Origin of the sequence: Parerythrobacter jejuensis, from assembly GCF_039536765.1 — a bacterium.
In the GTDB taxonomy this organism is placed as follows: Bacteria; Pseudomonadota; Alphaproteobacteria; order Sphingomonadales; family Sphingomonadaceae; genus Parerythrobacter; species Parerythrobacter jejuensis.
Genome location: NZ_BAAAZF010000001.1, coordinates 785586 through 803465, shown reverse-complemented (window position 1 = coordinate 803465; position 17880 = coordinate 785586). Strand labels below are relative to the sequence as shown.

The 17880-nt window shown below is 60.4% G+C and carries 22 protein-coding genes and 1 tRNA gene; 19 read left to right on the top strand and 4 right to left on the bottom strand.

What is annotated here, in order from left to right; translation table 11 throughout:
* Positions 1–301 precede the first annotated feature (301 nt).
* Genes ABD653_RS03865 through aroA form a run of 3 tightly spaced genes read right to left on the bottom strand, consistent with a single transcriptional unit; the run spans position 302 to position 2540 of the window.
* The gene (locus ABD653_RS03865; protein WP_160779949.1) at positions 302–925 is read right to left on the bottom strand and encodes a (d)CMP kinase; all 624 of its coding nucleotides are present in this window, start codon (positions 923–925) and stop codon (positions 302–304) included.
* Positions 922–1176 carry a CBU_0592 family membrane protein gene (locus ABD653_RS03860; RefSeq protein WP_160779948.1) on the bottom strand — a complete coding sequence of 85 codons (255 nt, stop codon included), beginning with the start codon at positions 1174–1176 and terminating at the stop codon, positions 922–924. Before ABD653_RS03860 ends, ABD653_RS03865 begins: the two co-directional genes overlap by 4 nt.
* 35 nt (positions 1177–1211) lie before the next feature.
* Positions 1212–2540 carry a 3-phosphoshikimate 1-carboxyvinyltransferase gene (gene aroA, locus ABD653_RS03855; RefSeq protein ID WP_160779947.1) on the bottom strand — a complete coding sequence of 443 codons (1329 nt, stop codon included), beginning with the start codon at positions 2538–2540 and terminating at the stop codon, positions 1212–1214.
* Between the two features lie 157 nt (positions 2541–2697).
* On the opposite strand from aroA, the gene ABD653_RS03850 reads away from it, so the two are divergent.
* The 16 genes from ABD653_RS03850 to ABD653_RS03775 all read left to right on the top strand — a co-directional run bounded on the left by ABD653_RS03850 (position 2698) and on the right by ABD653_RS03775 (position 14426).
* On the top strand, positions 2698–3024 hold the full coding sequence (locus ABD653_RS03850) for a TIGR02300 family protein (protein WP_160779946.1): 327 nt from the start codon (positions 2698–2700) through the stop codon (positions 3022–3024).
* Positions 3025–3237: 213 nt separating this feature from the next.
* Positions 3238–3313 (top strand) — tRNA-Ala (locus tag ABD653_RS03845).
* A gap of 111 nt (positions 3314–3424) precedes the next feature.
* Positions 3425–4906 carry a signal recognition particle protein gene (ffh, locus tag ABD653_RS03840; protein ID WP_160779945.1) on the top strand — a complete coding sequence of 494 codons (1482 nt, stop codon included), beginning with the start codon at positions 3425–3427 and terminating at the stop codon, positions 4904–4906.
* 36 nt (positions 4907–4942) lie between these two features.
* Positions 4943–5494 (top strand): 30S ribosomal protein S16, encoded by a 552-nt coding sequence (gene rpsP / locus ABD653_RS03835; protein WP_160779944.1) that lies wholly within the window; start codon positions 4943–4945, stop codon positions 5492–5494.
* Positions 5495–5499: 5 nt separating this feature from the next.
* Positions 5500–6006 (top strand): ribosome maturation factor RimM, encoded by a 507-nt coding sequence (gene rimM / locus ABD653_RS03830; protein ID WP_160779943.1) that lies wholly within the window; start codon positions 5500–5502, stop codon positions 6004–6006.
* A 4-nt stretch (positions 6007–6010) separates the two neighbouring features.
* Positions 6011–6970, top strand: coding sequence for a carbon-nitrogen hydrolase family protein (locus tag ABD653_RS03825; RefSeq protein ID WP_160779942.1), 960 nt, complete (start codon positions 6011–6013; stop codon positions 6968–6970).
* Positions 6971–6978: 8 nt separating this feature from the next.
* A complete protein-coding gene (locus tag ABD653_RS03820; protein WP_344705278.1) occupies positions 6979–7296 on the top strand; it encodes a hypothetical protein in 318 nt (105 codons plus the stop codon).
* Complete coding sequence (trmD, locus tag ABD653_RS03815; RefSeq protein ID WP_160779940.1) at positions 7293–8039, top strand: tRNA (guanosine(37)-N1)-methyltransferase TrmD; 747 nt, start codon at positions 7293–7295, stop codon at positions 8037–8039. The genes ABD653_RS03820 and trmD overlap by 4 nt, the downstream gene beginning before the upstream one ends.
* Positions 8036–8407 (top strand): 50S ribosomal protein L19, encoded by a 372-nt coding sequence (rplS, locus tag ABD653_RS03810; protein ID WP_160779939.1) that lies wholly within the window; start codon positions 8036–8038, stop codon positions 8405–8407. The genes trmD and rplS overlap by 4 nt, the downstream gene beginning before the upstream one ends.
* A 141-nt stretch (positions 8408–8548) precedes the next feature.
* The gene (locus tag ABD653_RS03805; protein WP_160779938.1) at positions 8549–9574 is read left to right on the top strand and encodes an aspartate-semialdehyde dehydrogenase; all 1026 of its coding nucleotides are present in this window, start codon (positions 8549–8551) and stop codon (positions 9572–9574) included.
* Between the two features lie 5 nt (positions 9575–9579).
* Positions 9580–10125, top strand: coding sequence for a putative periplasmic lipoprotein (locus ABD653_RS03800; protein ID WP_325065408.1), 546 nt, complete (start codon positions 9580–9582; stop codon positions 10123–10125).
* A gap of 13 nt (positions 10126–10138) precedes the next feature.
* The gene (locus tag ABD653_RS03795; protein ID WP_160779937.1) at positions 10139–10789 is read left to right on the top strand and encodes a 2-hydroxychromene-2-carboxylate isomerase; all 651 of its coding nucleotides are present in this window, start codon (positions 10139–10141) and stop codon (positions 10787–10789) included.
* Positions 10753–11241 (top strand): GFA family protein, encoded by a 489-nt coding sequence (locus ABD653_RS03790; protein ID WP_160779936.1) that lies wholly within the window; start codon positions 10753–10755, stop codon positions 11239–11241. Before ABD653_RS03795 ends, ABD653_RS03790 begins: the two co-directional genes overlap by 37 nt.
* Positions 11238–11993, top strand: a complete 756-nt coding sequence (locus tag ABD653_RS03785) for an alpha/beta fold hydrolase (protein WP_160779935.1) — start codon at positions 11238–11240, stop codon at positions 11991–11993. The genes ABD653_RS03790 and ABD653_RS03785 overlap by 4 nt, the downstream gene beginning before the upstream one ends.
* Positions 11990–12508: a hypothetical protein gene (locus tag ABD653_RS03780; RefSeq protein WP_160779934.1), complete on the top strand. Its 519-nt coding sequence runs from the start codon at positions 11990–11992 to the stop codon at positions 12506–12508. The genes ABD653_RS03785 and ABD653_RS03780 overlap by 4 nt, the downstream gene beginning before the upstream one ends.
* A gap of 67 nt (positions 12509–12575) precedes the next feature.
* Positions 12576–14426 carry a M2 family metallopeptidase gene (locus ABD653_RS03775; RefSeq protein ID WP_160779933.1) on the top strand — a complete coding sequence of 617 codons (1851 nt, stop codon included), beginning with the start codon at positions 12576–12578 and terminating at the stop codon, positions 14424–14426.
* A 111-nt stretch (positions 14427–14537) separates the two neighbouring features.
* Here ABD653_RS03775 and ABD653_RS03770 read toward each other — a convergent pair whose 3' ends face one another.
* Positions 14538–15107, bottom strand: a complete 570-nt coding sequence (locus ABD653_RS03770) for a phosphoribosyl-AMP cyclohydrolase (protein WP_160779932.1) — start codon at positions 15105–15107, stop codon at positions 14538–14540.
* Between the two features lie 315 nt (positions 15108–15422).
* Here ABD653_RS03770 and ABD653_RS03765 point away from each other — a divergent pair, with 315 nt between their 5' ends.
* From ABD653_RS03765 to rimK, 3 genes are read left to right on the top strand one after another with little or no spacing between them, the layout of a single operon-like run.
* Complete coding sequence (locus ABD653_RS03765) at positions 15423–16499, top strand: YncE family protein (protein ID WP_160779931.1); 1077 nt, start codon at positions 15423–15425, stop codon at positions 16497–16499.
* Positions 16486–16950: an ATP-dependent zinc protease family protein gene (locus tag ABD653_RS03760; protein WP_344705277.1), complete on the top strand. Its 465-nt coding sequence runs from the start codon at positions 16486–16488 to the stop codon at positions 16948–16950. Before ABD653_RS03765 ends, ABD653_RS03760 begins: the two co-directional genes overlap by 14 nt.
* A 23-nt stretch (positions 16951–16973) precedes the next feature.
* The gene (gene rimK / locus ABD653_RS03755; RefSeq protein ID WP_160779929.1) at positions 16974–17879 is read left to right on the top strand and encodes a 30S ribosomal protein S6--L-glutamate ligase; all 906 of its coding nucleotides are present in this window, start codon (positions 16974–16976) and stop codon (positions 17877–17879) included.
* Position 17880: the final 1 nt, after the last annotated feature.

Here is a 17880-nt window from a genome sequence, read left to right as displayed (position 1 = left end):
GCTTCCGGCCACCGGTTTTCCCGGGGTCTTTTCTCCGCTTCGGCGGGATTGCCTATGCGGGCCAAGAGGGCCGAACTGCCAGCGGGGCCGAATGCCACCTCTGGCGTCTTTGGGGCGAAACGGAGCGACAGGACCAACGCATGGGAAGGGCGGCAAATGCGCCCTGATAAATCCGGCCATGCGAGAATAGCCTGCCTGCGGACCTGTTTTTGCCCTTCAGACGGGCGCGCAGGTAGGCGAGGACTACTTCAAATGCAAGCAAAACCGCCAATTTGCGGGTTTGTCTGGTGAGCCACTGGGCTCAGTTGGACATCGCTTGTTCTACTGCGGCAATAGCGGCCGCGATAGCTGCGTCTTTGCCGAGCGTCGAAGTGTCCAGCACAAGAGCATCCGGCGCGGCAATCAGGGGCGCGTCTTTGCGCCCGATATCGCGCTGGTCGCGGCGGCGCAGGTCATCCGCAATTTCCTGCAGCCCGCTCTCCACCCCCCGTTCAATCATTTCGGCATGGCGCCGCTGTGCCCGGGCATCGACACTGGCAGTGATAAACAGTTTCACCTCGGCTTCGGGTGCGATGACGGTGCCGATATCGCGTCCGTCAAGCACAGCGCCACCGTCCTGCGTGGCAAAATTCCGCTGCCGTTCGAACAGGGCTTGGCGCACCTCGGGATGGATCGACACCCGGCTTGCCAGGCTTCCCGATCCCTCGCTGCGCAGGATATCGTCTTCCAGCAACAAATCGGCAAACTCTGTGCCCTTCAAGGCATCGCGAGGATTGTCGGGATTGCCCCCATTGAGTGCAACCTGCCGCCCGACAGCCCGATATAGCAGTCCGGTATCGAGGTGGGGCAGCCCGAAATGGTGGGCCAGCGCTTTGGAAATTGTGCCCTTGCCAGAGGCAGTCGGGCCGTCGACGGCGATAATCATTCGGTTCTCTTACGCTTTGCCAGAGCCTTGGCAATTCCCACAATCGCAATAGCCGCCCAGAAACCTTCAAGAACGAGGCTGGGCCAGTTGGTGTGGACGACCAGTGAGATGGTGAGGAGTGCCGCGCCACATAAATTGGTGCCGTGCAGGATGAAAGGGTTGGGCGCCTCGTGCAGCGTCAGATAGGCGTAGGCGCCAATGATGCATGCGGTGCCGACAAACCCGACAAGAGAGGCCCAATCGAGTGGCATGGCCTAACCTTCCTGCGTTGCGAGAATGAGGGGCCTCATGCTTCGGCCCCGGCAAGTAAGTCCATGAAATTGGGAAAGCTGGTGGCGATCGGGCGCGTGTCGTCGACTTCTACGCCGTCCTGACTCGCTAGACCGGCGATTGCCATGCTCATGGCAATGCGATGATCGAGGCGGGTCTTGGTCCGGCTGTTCGCGCTGCCGCGCAGAGGTGCGCCGCCGGTGCCATGGATAACCAATCCGTCGTCGCGCTCTTCGACTTGTGCGCCGGCACCGCTCAAGGCGGCGGCCATAGTGGCAATCCGGTCGCTTTCCTTGACCCGAAGCTCTTCCAGTCCGGTGGTCGTGGTTCGCCCCTTGGCCAGCGCTGCTGCGACGAACAGCACAGGAAACTCGTCGATCATGCTGGGGGCGATTGCCGGATCGACGTCTATACCGTTCAATAGCGAGTGGCGCACATGCAGATCGGCCACCGGTTCCCCGCCAACCTCGCGGGCGTTCAGTTCCTCGATCGACCCACCCATCTTCCGCAACACGTCGAACAGCCCGGCGCGCGTAGGATTGAGACCGACATTCTCGATCACGAGGTCGCTCCCTTCGACCAGTAAGGCCGCAACGGCGAAGAAGGCAGCGGATGAAGGGTCGCCGGGCACTTCGATCTCTTGCGGGCGCAATTCGGCGTCGCCGTGGACCCGGATGATGCGCTCTCCGTCAGCTTCTTCAATTTCGACCTTGGCACCGAAGCCTGCCAGCATGCGTTCCGAATGGTCACGGGTCGGCACAGGCTCGATCACGGTCGTAATGCCAGGTGTATTAAGCCCGGCCAACATGATTGCGCTCTTCACCTGCGCGCTGGCGACAGGGAGGCGATATGCGATCGGTACGGCAGGGCAAATACCCTCCGTGGTCAGCGGTAACGTTCCGCGCGCATTGCCATGAAACTGTGCGCCCATCAGGCTGAGCGGTTCGGTAACGCGGCCCATGGGGCGGCCCGAAAGGCTCGCGTCCCCCGTGAAAGTCGCTGTGATGCCATGGCTGGCGACCAGGCCCATCAGCAGGCGAGTGGAGGTACCACTATTGCCCATTTCGAGAGAGGAATGGGGCTGGAGCAATCCACCGACCCCCACGCCATGTATTGACCAGCTGCCATCGGGCTTGCGTTCGACCTGCGCGCCCATTGCCTGCATCGCGGCGGCGGTGGCCAAGACATCTTCACCCTCGAGCAGGCCGGCGACCCGGGTTTCGCCGACAGCGAGTGCACCAAGCATGATCGACCGGTGGCTGATCGACTTGTCGCCAGGCACACGCACACGGCCTGTGAGGGGGCCGGATGGCAGGAAACGATGGGGTCTGGAATGGTCTTGCAAAACGGCCTCTTTCGGGGCGCGGCTTTTGACAGGGGGATGCCCCTATGGCAAGGCGCGCGGCGCTCTTGATTCGGAGCCTATTGCTACCCATCAAGATAGAGAATTTTTATGCGCGGCCCGCCGAATGGTGCCGGGCCCGACCAAAGGAACAGTGAGAATGGCTAAGCCAGAGTGGGGCACAAAACGCAGCTGCCCCAAATGCGGGACACGCTTCTACGATCTCGGCAAGGAAGATCCGGTCACCTGCATCGAGTGCGGTGAAGAATGGTCTCCGGAGCCTGTGCTCAAGACCAAGCAGCCGATCCCGTTCGAGGAAGACGAGAAGAAAAAGGACAAGGAAGCTGATAGCGACCTTGCCGATGATGATCTGGATATCGACGTCGACGAGGACGATGATTCCCCGGACAACGAAGTGGATCTGGGTGGCGACGATGACCTTGGCGTATCCAAGGGCAAAGGCGACGACGAAGAGCCGGAATCCTGATTTTTTTGACCCTGCGGGCGGGACGCGTCCGCGCCCCTTGCTGCCTCGCATAAGCTCGGGCGACCGCCCGCCCGTAGCACCGCAGGTGCGAGGATATCGCGCGCCGGATGGCGTGCGGAGGCACTTTTTCCTTGCGAAAGGAAAAATGCCCTCATAAAGCGCCGCTTCCCGCAAGGGTCGGTGTGCTGTAAGGCTCACTGCACACGAATGATTGGGGCCTTAGCTCAGCTGGGAGAGCGCAACACTGGCAGTGTTGAGGTCAGCGGTTCGATCCCGCTAGGCTCCACCATTCGAAACAGAAGAAAGTCGGTTACCCAACCGCACGCTGGCCAACGAGGTTTCGTTCGCCGGCGTTTTTTGCGTTTTCCCCGTTTGGGGATGGATGGAGACATGATCAGCGATGTTTGACGCACTGTCCGATCGCCTAGGTAGCACGTTCGACCGCTTGCGCGGGCGGGGGGCGCTGCGCGAGCAGGATGTGCGCGATGCTATGCGCGAAGTACGCATTGCGTTGCTTGAAGCTGATGTCGCATTGCCGGTCGCGCGCAGTTTCATCGACAAGGTCACCGAGAAGGCCGTTGGCGAATCTGTCCTCAAATCGGTCACTCCGGGCCAGCAGGTCGTCAAGATCGTCAATGACGAACTGGTGGCGATGCTTGGCGGCGGAGATGGTGATGATGGCCATGTCCCGCTGGTGCTGGAGGCTAAGCCTCCGGTCGTCATCATGATGGTTGGCCTGCAGGGTTCGGGCAAAACGACGACCACTGCAAAGCTTTCCAAATATATCCGCGAGAAGCACGGCAAGAAGCCGATGATGGCCTCGCTCGACGTCAATCGACCGGCCGCGCAGGAACAGTTGGCTGTGCTGGGCGAGCAGGTCGATGTCGCGACGCTGCCGATTGTCGATGGCCAGCAGCCGGTCGATATCGCAAGGCGGGCGCTGGAATCGGCCAAGCTTCAGAATGTCGATGTGCTGTTGCTCGATACGGCGGGCCGTCTGCATGTCGATGAAGCGCTGATGGCCGAGATGAAAGCCGTTGCGGGTGTTTCTGCGCCAACCGAGGTGCTGTTGGTTGTCGACAGCCTGACCGGCCAAGACGCGGTGAATGTCGCGCAGAATTTCTCCGACGAAGTGCCGCTTACCGGCGTCGTGCTCACCCGGATGGATGGCGATGCGCGCGGCGGCGCCGCTCTTTCGATGCGCGCCGTTACGGGTAAGCCGATCAAGTATGCCGGTACCGGCGAAAAGCTGGATGCGCTGGAGGCCTTCCACCCGAGCCGCGTGGCCGACCGTATCCTGGGCATGGGCGATGTGGTCAGCCTGGTCGAGAAGGCCGCTTCCACCATCAAGGAAGAAGAGGCCGAGCAGCTCGCCAAGCGGATGGAGAAGGGCAAGTTCGACCTGAACGACCTTCGCATGCAGCTCAAGCAGATGCAGAATATGGGCGGCATCGGCGCGCTCGCGGGCATGATGCCCGGCATGAAAAAGGCCAAAGCTGCAATGGCCGCGTCCGACATGGACGACAAAGTGCTGGTCCATATGGATGCGATCATCGGCTCGATGACACCCAAGGAACGCGCCAATCCGGCCCTGATGAATGCCAAGCGCAAGAAACGCGTGGCGGCCGGTTCGGGCACGACCGTGCAGGAAATCAACAAGGTGATGAAAATGCACCAGGAGATGTCCCGCGCGATGAAACAGATCAAGAAGATGGGCGGCCTGAAAGGGCTTGCTTCCATGTTCGGCGGCGGTGGCGGAATGCCAGGGCTGCCCGGAGGCATGGGCGGAGGTGGCGCACCGCCAGGCCTGCCCGGACTCGGCGGTTCCGGTGGCGGAGAGATCCCGCCTGAGCTTCAGGATTTGATGAATAAGAAGAAATAGAAATTACAAAGATTTAGATTGGAAAGGTACTAAACCATGGCAATTGCACTTCGTCTTTCGCGCGGCGGCGCCAAGAAGCGTCCGTATTACCGTATCGTGGCTGCTGACAGCCGCAGCCCGCGTGACGGCAAATATCTGGAACAGATCGGCACCTACAACCCGCTGCTCGCCAAGGATGATGAAAAGCGCGTTTCGCTGAACGAAGACCGCGCCCGTTACTGGCTCGGTGTTGGCGCCCAGCCAAGCGACCGCGTGCTGCGTTTCCTCGATGCCGCGGGTATCATGGAGCGTGAAGCCCGTAACAACCCGAACAAGGCGAAGCCGGGCGAGAAAGCAACCGAGCGCGCTGAAGAGAAAGCCGAGAAGGCTGCGGCAGCTGTTGAAGCTGCCAAGGAAGCCGAAGCAGCTCCTGCCGAGGAAGAAGTAGCAACCGAAGAAGCAGCGACTGAAGAAACGCCTGCGGCCGAAGAAGCTCCGGCGGAAGAAGCACCTGCCGCTGAGGAAACTCCTGCTGAGGAAGCTCCTGCTGAAGAAGCCCCGGCCGAAGACGCCAAGGCTGACGACAGCGAAGAAAAGGCCGAGGGCTAAGCCCGTTGGCACAGGACACGTCCGTCACGCTGGCTGCCGTAACCGGTGCGCACGGTGTGACGGGCGAAGTCCGCCTGAAGCTGCTGGGTGACGGGATCGATGCCCTGAAACAGCACGGCAGCTTCAATCAGGGGGCATTGACCCTCAGCAAGATCCGCAGCGACAACAAGGGCGGCGCAATCGCCCGTTTCACCGAAATCTCCGGCCGGACCGAGGCGGAGAAGCTGCGCGGCACCACGCTCACCATATCCCGCGATGCCCTCCCCGAGCTTGGTGAGGGCGAGTATTACTATTCCGATCTGTTGGGTCTGGCGGTCGTCACCGATACGGGCAACACGGTCGGCAAGGTGGTGGATGTCCAGAACTTCGGCGCAACCGATGTCATCGAAATCGAGAAAGATCCGGTGCCGGTTAAGGGCATGAAGACCTTTATGGTGCCGATGACCAAACAGGCGGTGATCGAGTGGGACGGCGAACGGCTTGTGATTGCTGCTGATTTCGCCGAAGGCTGAGCGGATGACCACGCTTAACGTCGCTATCGTCCAGGGCCGCCCGATCCCGCTCGCCATTGGCGATGGAATTACGCAAGCGACCCGGCTCGCCAAAGAAGCCATCGACGGCAGCGCGCAGCTAGTTGCGTTTGGGGAGACTTTCCTCGGCGGTTATCCGTTGTGGCTCGATGAGGCACCAGGCGCGGCGCTGTGGGATCATCCGGGTAGCAAGGCGCTGCATCGCATCCTGTTGGAGAATGCGGTCGTTCCCAATGACGAGCGGCTGCTGCCGTTGCAGGAGTTATGCGACGAGACCGGCGCGGTGATCAGCATTGGCGCGCACGAACGCGTGCGCAATTCGCTCTACAACAACCAGCTGACCTTCCGCCCGGGATTGCCAGTGCTGGACCATCGGAAACTCGTCCCCACCCATGGCGAGCGGCTGGTATGGATGCGCGGCGATGGCTCGACGCTGGGCGTGCACCAGGCCGAATGGGGCCGCGTCGGCAGCCTGATCTGCTGGGAACACTGGATGCCGCTCGCCCGCGCAGCGATGCACAATCTCGGCGAGGCAGTCCACGTCGCCGCCTGGCCGACCGTGCGCGAGCAATACGCCATCGCCAGCCGTCACTATGCGATGGAGGGGCGGTGCTTTGTGCTCGCAGCGGGGCTGGTTCAGACGAAAGACGATTTGCTGGATGGAATCGAGCGAACCGGCGGCGACGCAGCAGCGCGCGAACTGGCCGAGGCGATTGAGGGCGATGTGCTCAATAAAGGCCGCAGCCTGATCGCCGCGCCCGATGCCAGCGTCGTCGCGCAAGCGGGCGAGGGCGAGGAAATTTTGCATGCTGGACTCGACCTCTCAGCCATCAGCGAGGGCCTCGCGAGCCTTGACACCGACGGGCACTACTCGCGGCCCGACGTGTTTGAGCTCAGCGTCGATACGCGGGCCAAGGATGGGGTTGTTCGGGAGCGCAGGTCTTGAGCACTTGGATGGTCACCATTTTCGTGTTGGCAACAGTTGCGATGAACTTCTTCTGGAGGACGCTGTTTCCGGAGCGGCGGTTGCGCTTGCTCATTTCCTCACTGGCGATCCTTCCTGCGCTAGGATACGTAGCTCTCACTGTGTTTCGCGAACTGGTAGCGATCGGGCGGCACGACGCTGAAAATGGTTCGCCACCGCCCAACATGATCGACAATCTGGTGCCTGAGATCGAGCGCGCAGTGCTTTTTGCAGCATTGTGGTTCCTTGCAATAGTAGCCGTCGGCTTCTGTCTTCGGCTCTTCGTTGTTGCGGTGCGCAGGGCGTGACCTTCGCCGCCACCATCCTTACACTCTATCCGGAGATGTTTCCTGGGCCGTTGGGCCAATCGCTGGCGGGCAAGGCGCTGGAGCGGGGGGATTGGTCTTGCGAGACCGTCAACCCGCGCGATTTTGCTACCGACAGGCACCGTACAGTCGATGATACGCCGGCTGGGGGCGGAGCAGGCATGGTGCTCAAGGCGGATATTCTGGGCGCGGTGATTGACCATGCACGCGAGCGGCAGCCCGATGCGCCTGTGCTCGCCATGACACCGCGCGGAACGCCCATCACACAGGCCCGCATCCGCGAGCTGGCAGCCGGGCCGGGGGTCACCATCCTGTGCGGTCGGTTCGAGGGATTTGACGAGCGGATTTTTGACGCGCGTGACGTGGAAGAAGTGTCGCTGGCCGATATCGTCCTGTCTGGCGGCGAACCCGCAGCGCTGGCCATACTCGACGCTTGCATTCGGCTGCTTCCCGGCGTAATGGGCGCGGCTTCGAGTGGTACCGAAGAGTCGTTCGAGAACGGCCTCCTTGAGTATCCTCACTACACCCGACCTCAAATCTGGGAAGGGCGCACGATCCCTGAAGTGCTGCGATCGGGGGATCATGCGAAGATCGCTGCTTGGCGTGAAGCCCAGGCAGAGGCGATCACACGGCTACGCAGGCCGGATCTATGGGAGCGCCACAGGGGTGCTCGGGTCCAGTCTGCCTCTGGTGCGCGGCGAAAAGACAAGGAACCGGACCAGTGAACCTGATCCAGCAAATCGAAGCGGAAGAAATTGCCAACGCAGGCAAGGACATTCCCGAATTCCGTGCCGGCGACACCGTTCGTGTCGGCGTCAAGGTGACGGAAGGCAACCGCGAACGTATCCAGAATTTCGAAGGTGTGTGCATCGCCCGGTCCAACCGCGGCATGGGCAGCAACTTCACCGTGCGCAAAATGAGCTTCGGCGAAGGCGTGGAACGTGTGTTCCCGCTCTATGCGCCGATCGTTGACAGCATCACCGTGGTTCGCCGTGGTGTCGTGCGTCGCGCCAAGCTTTACTATCTGCGTGGCCGCACCGGTAAGAGTGCGCGTATCGCCGAACGTCGCGATACGCGTCCTGCCAAGGACTAAGTCCGGCGGGCATAGAGACACGAAAAGGGCGCTCCGGGATGACCGGGGCGCCCTTTTTCTTTTGACGCTTCAAGCGGGATTGGCCTTGCGGTCCGGAACCAGAGTTCTAAGTCCGCCGTCGAATACAAATGGAGAAATGAAGTGGGCTATCGCGTAGCCGTTGTCGGCGCGACCGGAAATGTCGGGCGTGAAATGATGCAGGTATTGGCCGAGCGGGAGTTTCCGATCGAGGAAATCGCTGCGGTTGCGTCCTCGCGCTCGCACGGGAGCGAGGTGGAATTCGGCGACACGGGCAAGATGCTCAAATGCCGTAATATCGAGCATTTCGACTGGGCCGGTTGGGACATCGCGTTGTTCTCTGCGGGCTCGGGTCCGGCCAAGCAATATGCACCGATTGCTGCCAAGGCGGGCTGCGTCGTGATCGACAACAGTTCGCTTTATCGCATGGACCCGGATGTGCCGCTGATCGTGCCTGAAGTGAACCCGGATGCGATCGATGGATATTCCAAGCGCAACATCATCGCGAACCCCAACTGCTCGACTGCACAACTGGTGGTTGCGCTCAAGCCTTTGCATGATGCGGCTACGATCAAGCGCGTGGTTGTGAGCACTTACCAGTCGGTTTCCGGTGCCGGGAAGGCGGGCATGGACGAGCTCTTTAACCAGAGCCGTGCGATCTTCGTCGGTGATCCGGTAGAGCCGGAGAAATTCACCAAGCAGATCGCCTTCAACGTGATCCCGCATATCGATGTGTTCATGGATGACGGTTCCACCAAGGAAGAGTGGAAGATGATGGTCGAGACCAAGAAGATCATGGGCTCGTCCATCAAGCTCAACGCCACTTGTGTGCGGGTGCCGGTCTTTGTGGGCCATTCCGAAGCGGTCAATATCGAGTTTGAAAACGAGCTTGGTGCGGAACAGGCGATGGAAATCCTGCGCGAGGCGCCGGGCATCATGTTGATCGATAAGCGCGAAGATGGCGGCTATGTCACGCCGGTAGAAAGTGCCGGTGACGGGGCAACCTATGTCAGCCGCGTGCGCGAGGATCCGACGGTCGAGAACGGATTGACGCTGTGGTGCGTCTCCGACAATCTGCGCAAGGGCGCAGCTCTCAATGCGGTACAGATCGCCGAACTGTTGGGGCGCACACATCTGAAGAAGGGGTAACGGCAGTGAAACGGTGGGATCAACGGGCTCTGGCATTGGTGATGGCAGGCCTGTTGGCCGCGTGCAGCAGCGACGTCCCGCCGCCTTACGAACAACAGAATGCACAGGCGGCTGCGGTTGACGAAGATCGTGTCGTCTTGCGCAGCGGCGGCCTCGCAGCTGGTGCCGAAGCGTTCTATTTCTCCTCGGGCCGCAATGAAGTCGAATCCGCGCTGGCCAAGGTTCTGGGCGAACCGGAAGGCCGTGACGCGATCGCGGAATGCGGGGCCGGGGCAATGGAATTCACCAATTTCCCGGGCGGGCTGACGGTCAATTTCCAAAACGACTTTCTGGTCGGCTGGTCATTCAACGAAGCGAACCAACAGATCGCGACCCAGGGCAACATTTCGGTCGGCTCCCCCAGGCAGGAAGTGGAAGGGGTCGATGGATATTCGCCAATCCCCGACAGCACGCTGGGTGATGAATTCGCCCTGGGTGACTCTATGGGAGGCTTCATGGGCGAGGATGCCGTCGAGGGGCTCTACGCCGGCACGAATTGTTTCTTCCGCTGACGGAGTATGACCGATGACCCTGACCGCCGATCTCTTCTTCAGCTTTCGTTCGCCCTATAGCTACCTTGCCGCTGCGCGTTATCGCGCAATGGCGGAGGAATATGACCTCGATATCACGCTGCGGACGGTTTGGCCGATTGCGATCCGTGATCCCGATATCCTGTTCACAGGCAATCCGGCTGCACCACGCTATATCCTGATGGATTCCATGCGCGCGGCCGAGATGCTCGGAATCCCCTTCCGATGGCCCCGCCCGGATCCTGTCGTACAAGATCTGGCGACCCGCGAAATCGCTTCGGACCAGCCCTACATCTACCGCCTTGGGCGGCTGGGTCAGGCAGCAACTCGGCGTGGCAAGGGGCTCGCTTTTGCGGAAGAAGCATCGAAGCTTATCTTCTCAGGCGCAGTCGACAATTGGCACGAGGGGGATCATCTGGCCGGCGCCGCCCAACGTGCAGGCCTCGATTTTGCAGAGCTCGAAGCCGAGGTGGCTGACGATGCACAAGCACTCGACGCGGAAATCGGTGCCAACCAGGATGCGCTCGAGCAGGCCGGCCATTGGGGCGTTCCCACGCTGGTCTTCGAAGGCGAACCTTTCTTCGGGCAGGATCGCATCGAAATGGCGCAATGGCGGATGGAGCAGAAGGGGCTGACCAAGCGGTGAAGGGCGTGTTGAAGGGAGGCTGCCTGTGCGGCCGGGTAGAATACACGATCGCCGAGGGCTTTCGATTGAACCCTTACGCCTGCCATTGCACGGATTGCCAGACCAGAACGGGTTCGGCCTTTAGCGAGCACATGCTCTTTTTCCTCAAGGATATCGAGATTAATAGCGAGCTCGATGTTGCAGAATACACGCAGCCGAGTGGGTCGGCATCGACCATCTACGGTTGCCCGCGATGCAAGGCGCGGATCTACGCGGAAAATGACAGCAGGCCCGGGATGGCGAGCCTGCGTTGCGGAACTCTTACTGGGAGTTCGTCCGTAATCCCCGCCGCTCATATATGGGTTCAGAGCAAGCAGCCGTGGCTGCACTTGCCCGAGAACGCACGGACGATGGAAGGTAATCCGTCTTCGTCGCAGGAATGGGTCGAACTGGTCGGGATCGCCAGCCAATGACAACCGAGTTTTTCGACTCATTCGACGGTACTCGGCTCGCGCTACATCGGATCGGCTCCGGACAACCCTTCGTCCTGCTCCACGGCCTGTTTTCGAATGCCGATATGAACTGGATCAAGTGGGGCCATGCCGATACGATCGCTGCAGCAGGCTATGAAGTGCTGATGCTGGATTTCCGTGTTCACGGCCAGAGCGAAGCTCCGCATGATCCCGCAAAGTATCCCGAGAATGTGCTGGTGCGTGATGTGGCGGCGCTGGTCGATCAACTGGGGCTGGAAGACTATGTGCTGGGCGGCTTCTCGCTTGGTGCGCGGACGTCGCTCCACGCCGTGGTCCAGGGTATCCTTGATCCGCAGCGGCTGGTCATCGGCGGCATGGGCACTGCGGGATTGGGCGAATGGACCAAGCGATCGGCGCATTTCCTGCGGGTTATCGATGAGTTTGACACAATTGAGCGTGGCGACCCGGCCTATTTCTCCATGCAGTTCCTGAAGTCCCAGGGTGTCGATCGTTTGGCGGCCCGCATGTTATTGCAAACATTGCCGGATTTGGACCTTGCGAGCCTCCAGAATATCTCTATGCCGACGCTCGTCGTGTGTGGGGATGAAGATCGCGATAACGGTTCCGCCATCGAATTGGCCGAACTGCTGCCAAATGCCAGCTATTCGGAGATCCCCGGCACACACATGTCGAGCGTGACCAAACCCGATCTCGGGGCGGCTATCGCCGATTGGCTGGAGAAGACTGCATGATTACGCGACGCCGCTTTCTGATTGTGTGGATCGGGGGCGTGATCGCGTTTGCAATTGCTGCGTATCTTCACCTCCCGTTGGCGATCGATACGGTGCCATCGGGCATTACAGCTCACCAGACCGCAGGCAACGCGGCACGGGTTGATTATGTGCAATCGTCCTGGGCGGAAGCTGGTGTGTTGCGCAATGCCTTTACCGCGATGACCAGCGACCTGATCTTCATCGCGCTCTATGGCTTCGGCAGTTTGCTAGGTGGTCTGTATTTCCTGAAGGTCGGCACGGGAACATTGCGCATCATCGGATGGGCATTGCTTGCCTCTGCGATTATCTTCCTCGCGACCGATTTCACCGAGACCATCCTGCAATTGCAGCAGCTCATGGCCGGGGCAGGGGACGACCGCCAGGCGGCGCTCGCGGCGGCGATGTATTATCCCAAGGCGATATCCTGGATCGCCTGTTTCGTGCTGCCATTGAACGGTATATTCCTCGATCTGAACCGCAAAAGCGCCGCTTGATTAAGCCGCGCTGCGGGTTCAAACTGGTGTCATAAGAAACCGGTTTTCCGATCAAGAGGATGTTCCCATGAAATTCGCAATGCCCGCGCTTTCGGCGCTAGCCCTTGTTTTGGCTGCCACTCCTGCATTGGCCGACGGCCACAAGGCAGACGAAGCACAGGCGACCTCGCAATTCCCGATGACCCCGCAAGGCGCAGCCGATTGGGTGGCCATGGTCGAAAAGGATCTGTTCGATTTCTCGGTTGAGGCGAGCAAAGTCTATTGGATCAATGCGACCTATATCACCCAGGATACCGATGCACTCGTGGCCAAGGCCGGGGCGGAAGGTACGGAAAAATCAGTCAAATATGCCCTGGAAGCTGCAAAGTACGCGCAGATCGCCGGGCTCGACGCAGAAGTCGCACGCAAGCTCGATATGCTGCGCACAGGTATCGTCCTGCCCGCGCCGACAACAGAAGGCGCCGCGGCTGAATTGAGCACAATCGCGACCAGCCTTGGCAGCCAATATGGCAAGGGCAAGGGCACGCTGAACGGCGAACCGATCAACGGCAGCGACATCGAGGCCGAGATGGGGAACCTGGATCGGACACCCGAACAACTCGCCGAAATGTGGGCGAGCTGGCACGGTCAGGTCGGTGCGCCCATGAAAGACGAATACGTCCGCATGGTCGCAATTGCGAATGATGGCGCAAAAGAGCTCGGCTTTACCGACGTCGGAGCGATGTGGCGTTCGAATTACGATATGAGCGCAGAGGAATTCGCCGACGCGAAAGAAAAGCTGTGGGAGGAAGTCAAGCCGCTCTACATGGCGCTTCACACGTACACCCGTGCCAAGTTGAATGAGAAATATGGCGATGCGGTCCAGCCCGCCACAGGCCCGATCCGTGCCGATTTGCTCGGCAATATGTGGGCGCAGGAATGGGGCAATATTTACCCGTTGGTCGCGCCCGAAGGGGAGGGGGACATCGGTTATGACTTGACCGCGTTGATTGAGGAAAAGGGGCTCGATGAGGTAGGAATGGTTCGGATCGGCGAGCAGTTCTTCAGCTCGTTGGGTTTCGAACCGCTGCCGGAGACATTCTACGAGCGCAGCCAGTTCGTGAAGCCGCGCGACCGCGAAGTGGTGTGCCATGCCAGCGCATGGGATCTGGACAACAAAGACGACATCCGCATCAAGATGTGCATCAAGCGCAATGCGGATGACTTCATCACGATCCATCACGAGCTCGGCCACAATTATTACCAGCGCGCGTACAAAATGCAGGACTATCTGCACCTCAACGGCGCGAATGATGGTTTCCATGAGGCGATCGGCGATATGCTGGCGCTCTCGATCACGCCGGAATATCTGGTCCAGATCGATATGCTCGATCGTGCGGACGTGCCCGGTGCGGACAAGGATATCGGCCTCTTGCTGCGCCAGGCGATGGACAAGGTAGCGTTCCTTCCTTTCGCGCATCTGGTCGACAAATGGCGTTGGGGCGTGTTTGATGGCTCGATTGCGCCAGCGCAATATAACGACGTCTGGACCCGGCTACGGACGGAATATCAGGGCATTGTCCCGCCGGTCGATCGCCCCGCTGATGCCTTTGATCCGGGGGCGAAGTATCATATCCCGGGCAACACGCCTTACACCCGCTATTTCCTCGCCCGCGTGCTGCAGTTCCAGTTCTACAAGGCTGCCTGTGACGAAGCCGGCTGGGAAGGTCCGCTCCATCGCTGCAGTTTCTATGGCAACAAGGAAGTCGGTGCGAAGCTCAATGCGATGCTGGAAATGGGCGCGAGCAAGCCGTGGCCGGACGCACTGGAGGCTTTCACCGGTACCCGCGAAATGAGCGGCAAGGCGATGATCGAGTATTTCGCCCCGTTGATGGATTGGCTTGAAGAGCAGAACAAGGGCAAGCCACAGGGCTGGTAAGCGCAAGTAGGCCGTTCAAACAAAGGGCCCACAGAAAGAGCCCCCGCTGCCGATTGGGCAACGGGGGCTTTTCTGTCCGCGCAAGGCGGAACAATAGGATTGCGACCGCGCTCAGTTCGCGCTGAACGGCAGCGAGCTGTGGTGCAGGTTGATGACCAGGTCACCGTCGTCATTCTTGGTGTAGCCGAAGGTGTACTCGACTTTGGTCTCGTTACCGTCGGTGCCGGTGAAGTAATAATTGCCCATCGCCATGGCGCTGTCGCCATCCAGGATGGTGCCTTCATTTTCCCAGCGTACGGCGGTGTAAGGCGCGATGGCAAAGCCGCCATCTTCAGTGCCCTCGGTGCCGACGAAATAGCTCAGGGCTTCATCGAAGGTGCCACGGAACTGGTCTTCGGCAGCCAGGGTGGGCTTGAACAGGATTTCCATGCCATCTTCATAGCCATAGAAGGTGTTGATGTGGTCGGTCGCGGCCTGGCGGAAGTCACCGTCGGCAGTGAAGACCGAGCCGATGTTGACGATACCTTCGCCCCAGCCCTGCTGTGCGGCAGTGACTTCTTCGGCGGTGATTGCGGTTGCGCCAGCTTCGGCGGTTGCGCTTTCGGTGGTGGCGGTTTCGCTGCACGCGGCAAGAGCGACAGCGCTGAGACCCAGCGCGGCTGCGGTGACGAACTTCTTCATGATAATACCTCTCAAAACTCTTGAGCGACCGCATATTGGCGCAGCCGCAATTGCTTTATCGGCTTTCGTCTAGAAAAGGGGGTATGACGGACCCGTTCTCGACAATTGCCGATGCGGTCCGACATCACGCCAGCCTGAATGGCCAAGCGCCAGAGGGGCCCGGTCCGCATGCGAGGCAAATAGGGAGAGTCCGTGATCAGGGCCAATAGATTTCACAGACGCGACGTCATTGATATTATCTATCGACGACGGGAATTTTCATAGCATGGATAAAGCTACTTTCACTGCGTCCAGAGATGCTGATAGGGGTGGGTCATGAACAGCTTCCGGATATCGGCTCCAGCCATCGCCACCCTCGCATTTGCACCGTTCGCGCTTTTCGCCTGCTCTCCGGCCGCAGCAGACCTGCCGCCACCGCCTGTGGTCGCGAACGCTGACATGGCCGGGCAGGCCCTGTTTGTGACGAACAAGGGGGAGGATACACTCTCCAAAGTTGATCTTGCTACGGGCGCGGAGGTCAAGCGGGTCGATAGCTGTACGACCCCGCATGAATTGTCCGTCTCTCCTGACGGCCAATACGTGGCGGTGGGTTGCTATGGCGGGTCGTCGCTGTCGATCTTCAACACTGCTGATCTAAGCGCGGTCAAATCGATCGAATTGGGCGACGGTGCACGGCCCCACGGGCTGGTGTGGCATGCCAATGGCGATCTGTATGCGACGGCGGAAGGTCGCAAATCGATGTTCTGGGTCGAAGACCCGATGGCAAACGAGCCGGGCGTGTTCGAATATGCCACCGGTAAGGATGGCAGCCATATGCTCGCCGTCGCGGAAAACGGCAATCAGGCCTGGACGGTAGATATGCAGTCGGGAACGGTCACTCGGGTCGATCTGAAAACCCGCCGCGCGCCATTGTCGGTCGCGATGGGATCGGAGCCGGAAGGCATCGCGCTGACGCCAGACGGCTCTGCGCTATGGGTCTCTGCGCGCGGTTCGAATGAGGCGTTCGAGCTTGATCCGGCCACGCTGGAAGTGCGCCAAAGGCTCGACACCGGCCGGTTCCCGCTCCGGCTGGCGATCCGGCCCCAAGGCGACGTGGCAATCACATCCGATCTTCAGGATGGAGGGCTGAGCGTGATTGATCTCGAAAGTGGCGAACTGTCTCGATCGATCGCCATTGGCGGCCCTGACCAGGCCGAGCAGCGCTTCCAGGTCACGATCATCTGGTCCGCTGATGGCGAGCGTATTTACGCCGCCGAAACGGGCACCAATACTGTTGCTGAAGTCGACTATGCGAGCGGCGAAGTCTTGCGGCGTTTCTCCGTAGGTGAAGATGGCGACGGGCTGGCGATTCTTGCGCCTGCCTCTACTGAAACGGAAGATGATGGCGAATAAGCCTGGGCTTCCGGCCGTCGGCTGGCGCGAGCTCGTGCATTTGCCCGGGCTTGGCCTGCCGCCGATACCGGCCAAGATCGATACCGGAGCACGCACCAGCTCGCTGCATGGCCATGTGATCGAGGAATTCGAACGCGAAGGCGAGAAGTTCGTCCGCTTTGCCGTCGATTTCCAAGACCTCGATCAGCGCGTCTTGTGCGAGGCGGTGCATGTCGATGTGCGCGGCATCACGAGTTCCAACGGCGAGACGCAAAGACGCTATGTCATCAAGACCCCGATGCGGATCGGCGATATCGAATTCCGGGCCGAGATCAGCCTGGCAGACCGTAGCGATATGAAGTTCCCGATGCTGATAGGCCGCTCTTCGCTGCGTCGCCGTTTTGTCGTCGATTCCGGCCATTCATGGCTGCAGACCCCCGAACGAAAAACCAAGGTCGGCCACAAGCCTTAAGGCCGAGAGACAGGACCCCTCGCATGAAAATCGCAATGCTCGCCCGCAATCCCAACCTCTATTCGCACCAGCGACTGGTGGAGGCGGCCAACGAGCGCGGGCACACGCTCGACATCCTCAACACCACCCGCTGCACTGTGAACATCGCCAGTCACCGCCCGACGATCACCTACAATGGCGAAACGATCAGCGGGTATGAGGCGGTCATCCCGCGTATCGGCGCCTCGATCACCAATTATGGTCTCGCGGTGCTTCGCCAGTTCGAGATGGCGGGTGTGTGGCCCCTCAATGAAAGCGTTGCCATCGGGCGCAGCCGGGACAAGCTGCGCAGCATGCAGATCCTCGCGAAGCACGGGCTCGGCCTGCCGCTGACAGCCTATGCCAACGATCCCAAGGCGGCGGAGGAGATCATCAAGGCGGTCAACGGCCCGCCGGTGGTGATCAAGCTGCTGGAAGGCACACAGGGCATCGGCGTGGTTCTGGCTGAAACGATGAGCAGCGCGAAGTCCGTGATCGAGGCGTTTCGCGGGGCGAACGTCAACATCTTGGTGCAGGAGTTCATCAAGGAAGCGGGCGGCACGGATATCCGCGCGCTCGTGGTTGGCGGCAAAGTGGTCGCGGCGATGAAACGCACGGGCGCGGCCGACGATTTTCGCAGCAACCTCCACCGCGGCGGCAGCGCGCAGCTGATCAAGATCACTCCGGAAGAACGCTCCACCGCCGTCCGCGCGGCAAAGCACATGGGGCTGAATGTGTGCGGCGTCGACATGCTGCGCAGCAATCACGGCCCGGTGATCATGGAGGTGAACTCGTCGCCGGGTCTGGAAGGTATCGAGAAAGCGACCGAAAAGGATATTGCCGGGCAGATCATCGACTACATCGCGGCCAACGCGAAGGCGGGCAAGACGAAGACGAAGGGGCAGGGGTGAC

Excerpts from the sequence above, each read along its gene's own strand:
- ABD653_RS03825 (WP_160779942.1), top strand. The coding sequence starts at position 6,011 with ATGACCACGCTTAACGTCGCTATCGTCCAGGGCCGCCCGATCCCGCTC.
- ABD653_RS03765 (WP_160779931.1), top strand. The coding sequence starts at position 15,423 with ATGAACAGCTTCCGGATATCGGCTCCAGCCATCGCCACCCTCGCATTT.
- ABD653_RS03775 (WP_160779933.1), top strand. The coding sequence starts at position 12,576 with ATGAAATTCGCAATGCCCGCGCTTTCGGCGCTAGCCCTTGTTTTGGCT.
- ABD653_RS03865 (WP_160779949.1), bottom strand. The coding sequence starts at position 925 with ATGATTATCGCCGTCGACGGCCCGACTGCCTCTGGCAAGGGCACAATT.
- rpsP (WP_160779944.1), top strand. The coding sequence starts at position 4,943 with ATGGCAATTGCACTTCGTCTTTCGCGCGGCGGCGCCAAGAAGCGTCCG.
- rimK (WP_160779929.1), top strand. The coding sequence starts at position 16,974 with ATGAAAATCGCAATGCTCGCCCGCAATCCCAACCTCTATTCGCACCAG.
- ABD653_RS03860 (WP_160779948.1), bottom strand. The coding sequence starts at position 1,176 with ATGCCACTCGATTGGGCCTCTCTTGTCGGGTTTGTCGGCACCGCATGC.
- ffh (WP_160779945.1), top strand. The coding sequence starts at position 3,425 with ATGTTTGACGCACTGTCCGATCGCCTAGGTAGCACGTTCGACCGCTTG.
- ABD653_RS03780 (WP_160779934.1), top strand. The coding sequence starts at position 11,990 with ATGATTACGCGACGCCGCTTTCTGATTGTGTGGATCGGGGGCGTGATC.
- ABD653_RS03785 (WP_160779935.1), top strand. The coding sequence starts at position 11,238 with ATGACAACCGAGTTTTTCGACTCATTCGACGGTACTCGGCTCGCGCTA.
- ABD653_RS03790 (WP_160779936.1), top strand. The coding sequence starts at position 10,753 with ATGGCGGATGGAGCAGAAGGGGCTGACCAAGCGGTGAAGGGCGTGTTG.
- ABD653_RS03850 (WP_160779946.1), top strand. The coding sequence starts at position 2,698 with ATGGCTAAGCCAGAGTGGGGCACAAAACGCAGCTGCCCCAAATGCGGG.
- ABD653_RS03760 (WP_344705277.1), top strand. The coding sequence starts at position 16,486 with ATGATGGCGAATAAGCCTGGGCTTCCGGCCGTCGGCTGGCGCGAGCTC.
- ABD653_RS03795 (WP_160779937.1), top strand. The coding sequence starts at position 10,139 with ATGACCCTGACCGCCGATCTCTTCTTCAGCTTTCGTTCGCCCTATAGC.
- ABD653_RS03820 (WP_344705278.1), top strand. The coding sequence starts at position 6,979 with ATGGTCACCATTTTCGTGTTGGCAACAGTTGCGATGAACTTCTTCTGG.
- ABD653_RS03770 (WP_160779932.1), bottom strand. The coding sequence starts at position 15,107 with ATGAAGAAGTTCGTCACCGCAGCCGCGCTGGGTCTCAGCGCTGTCGCT.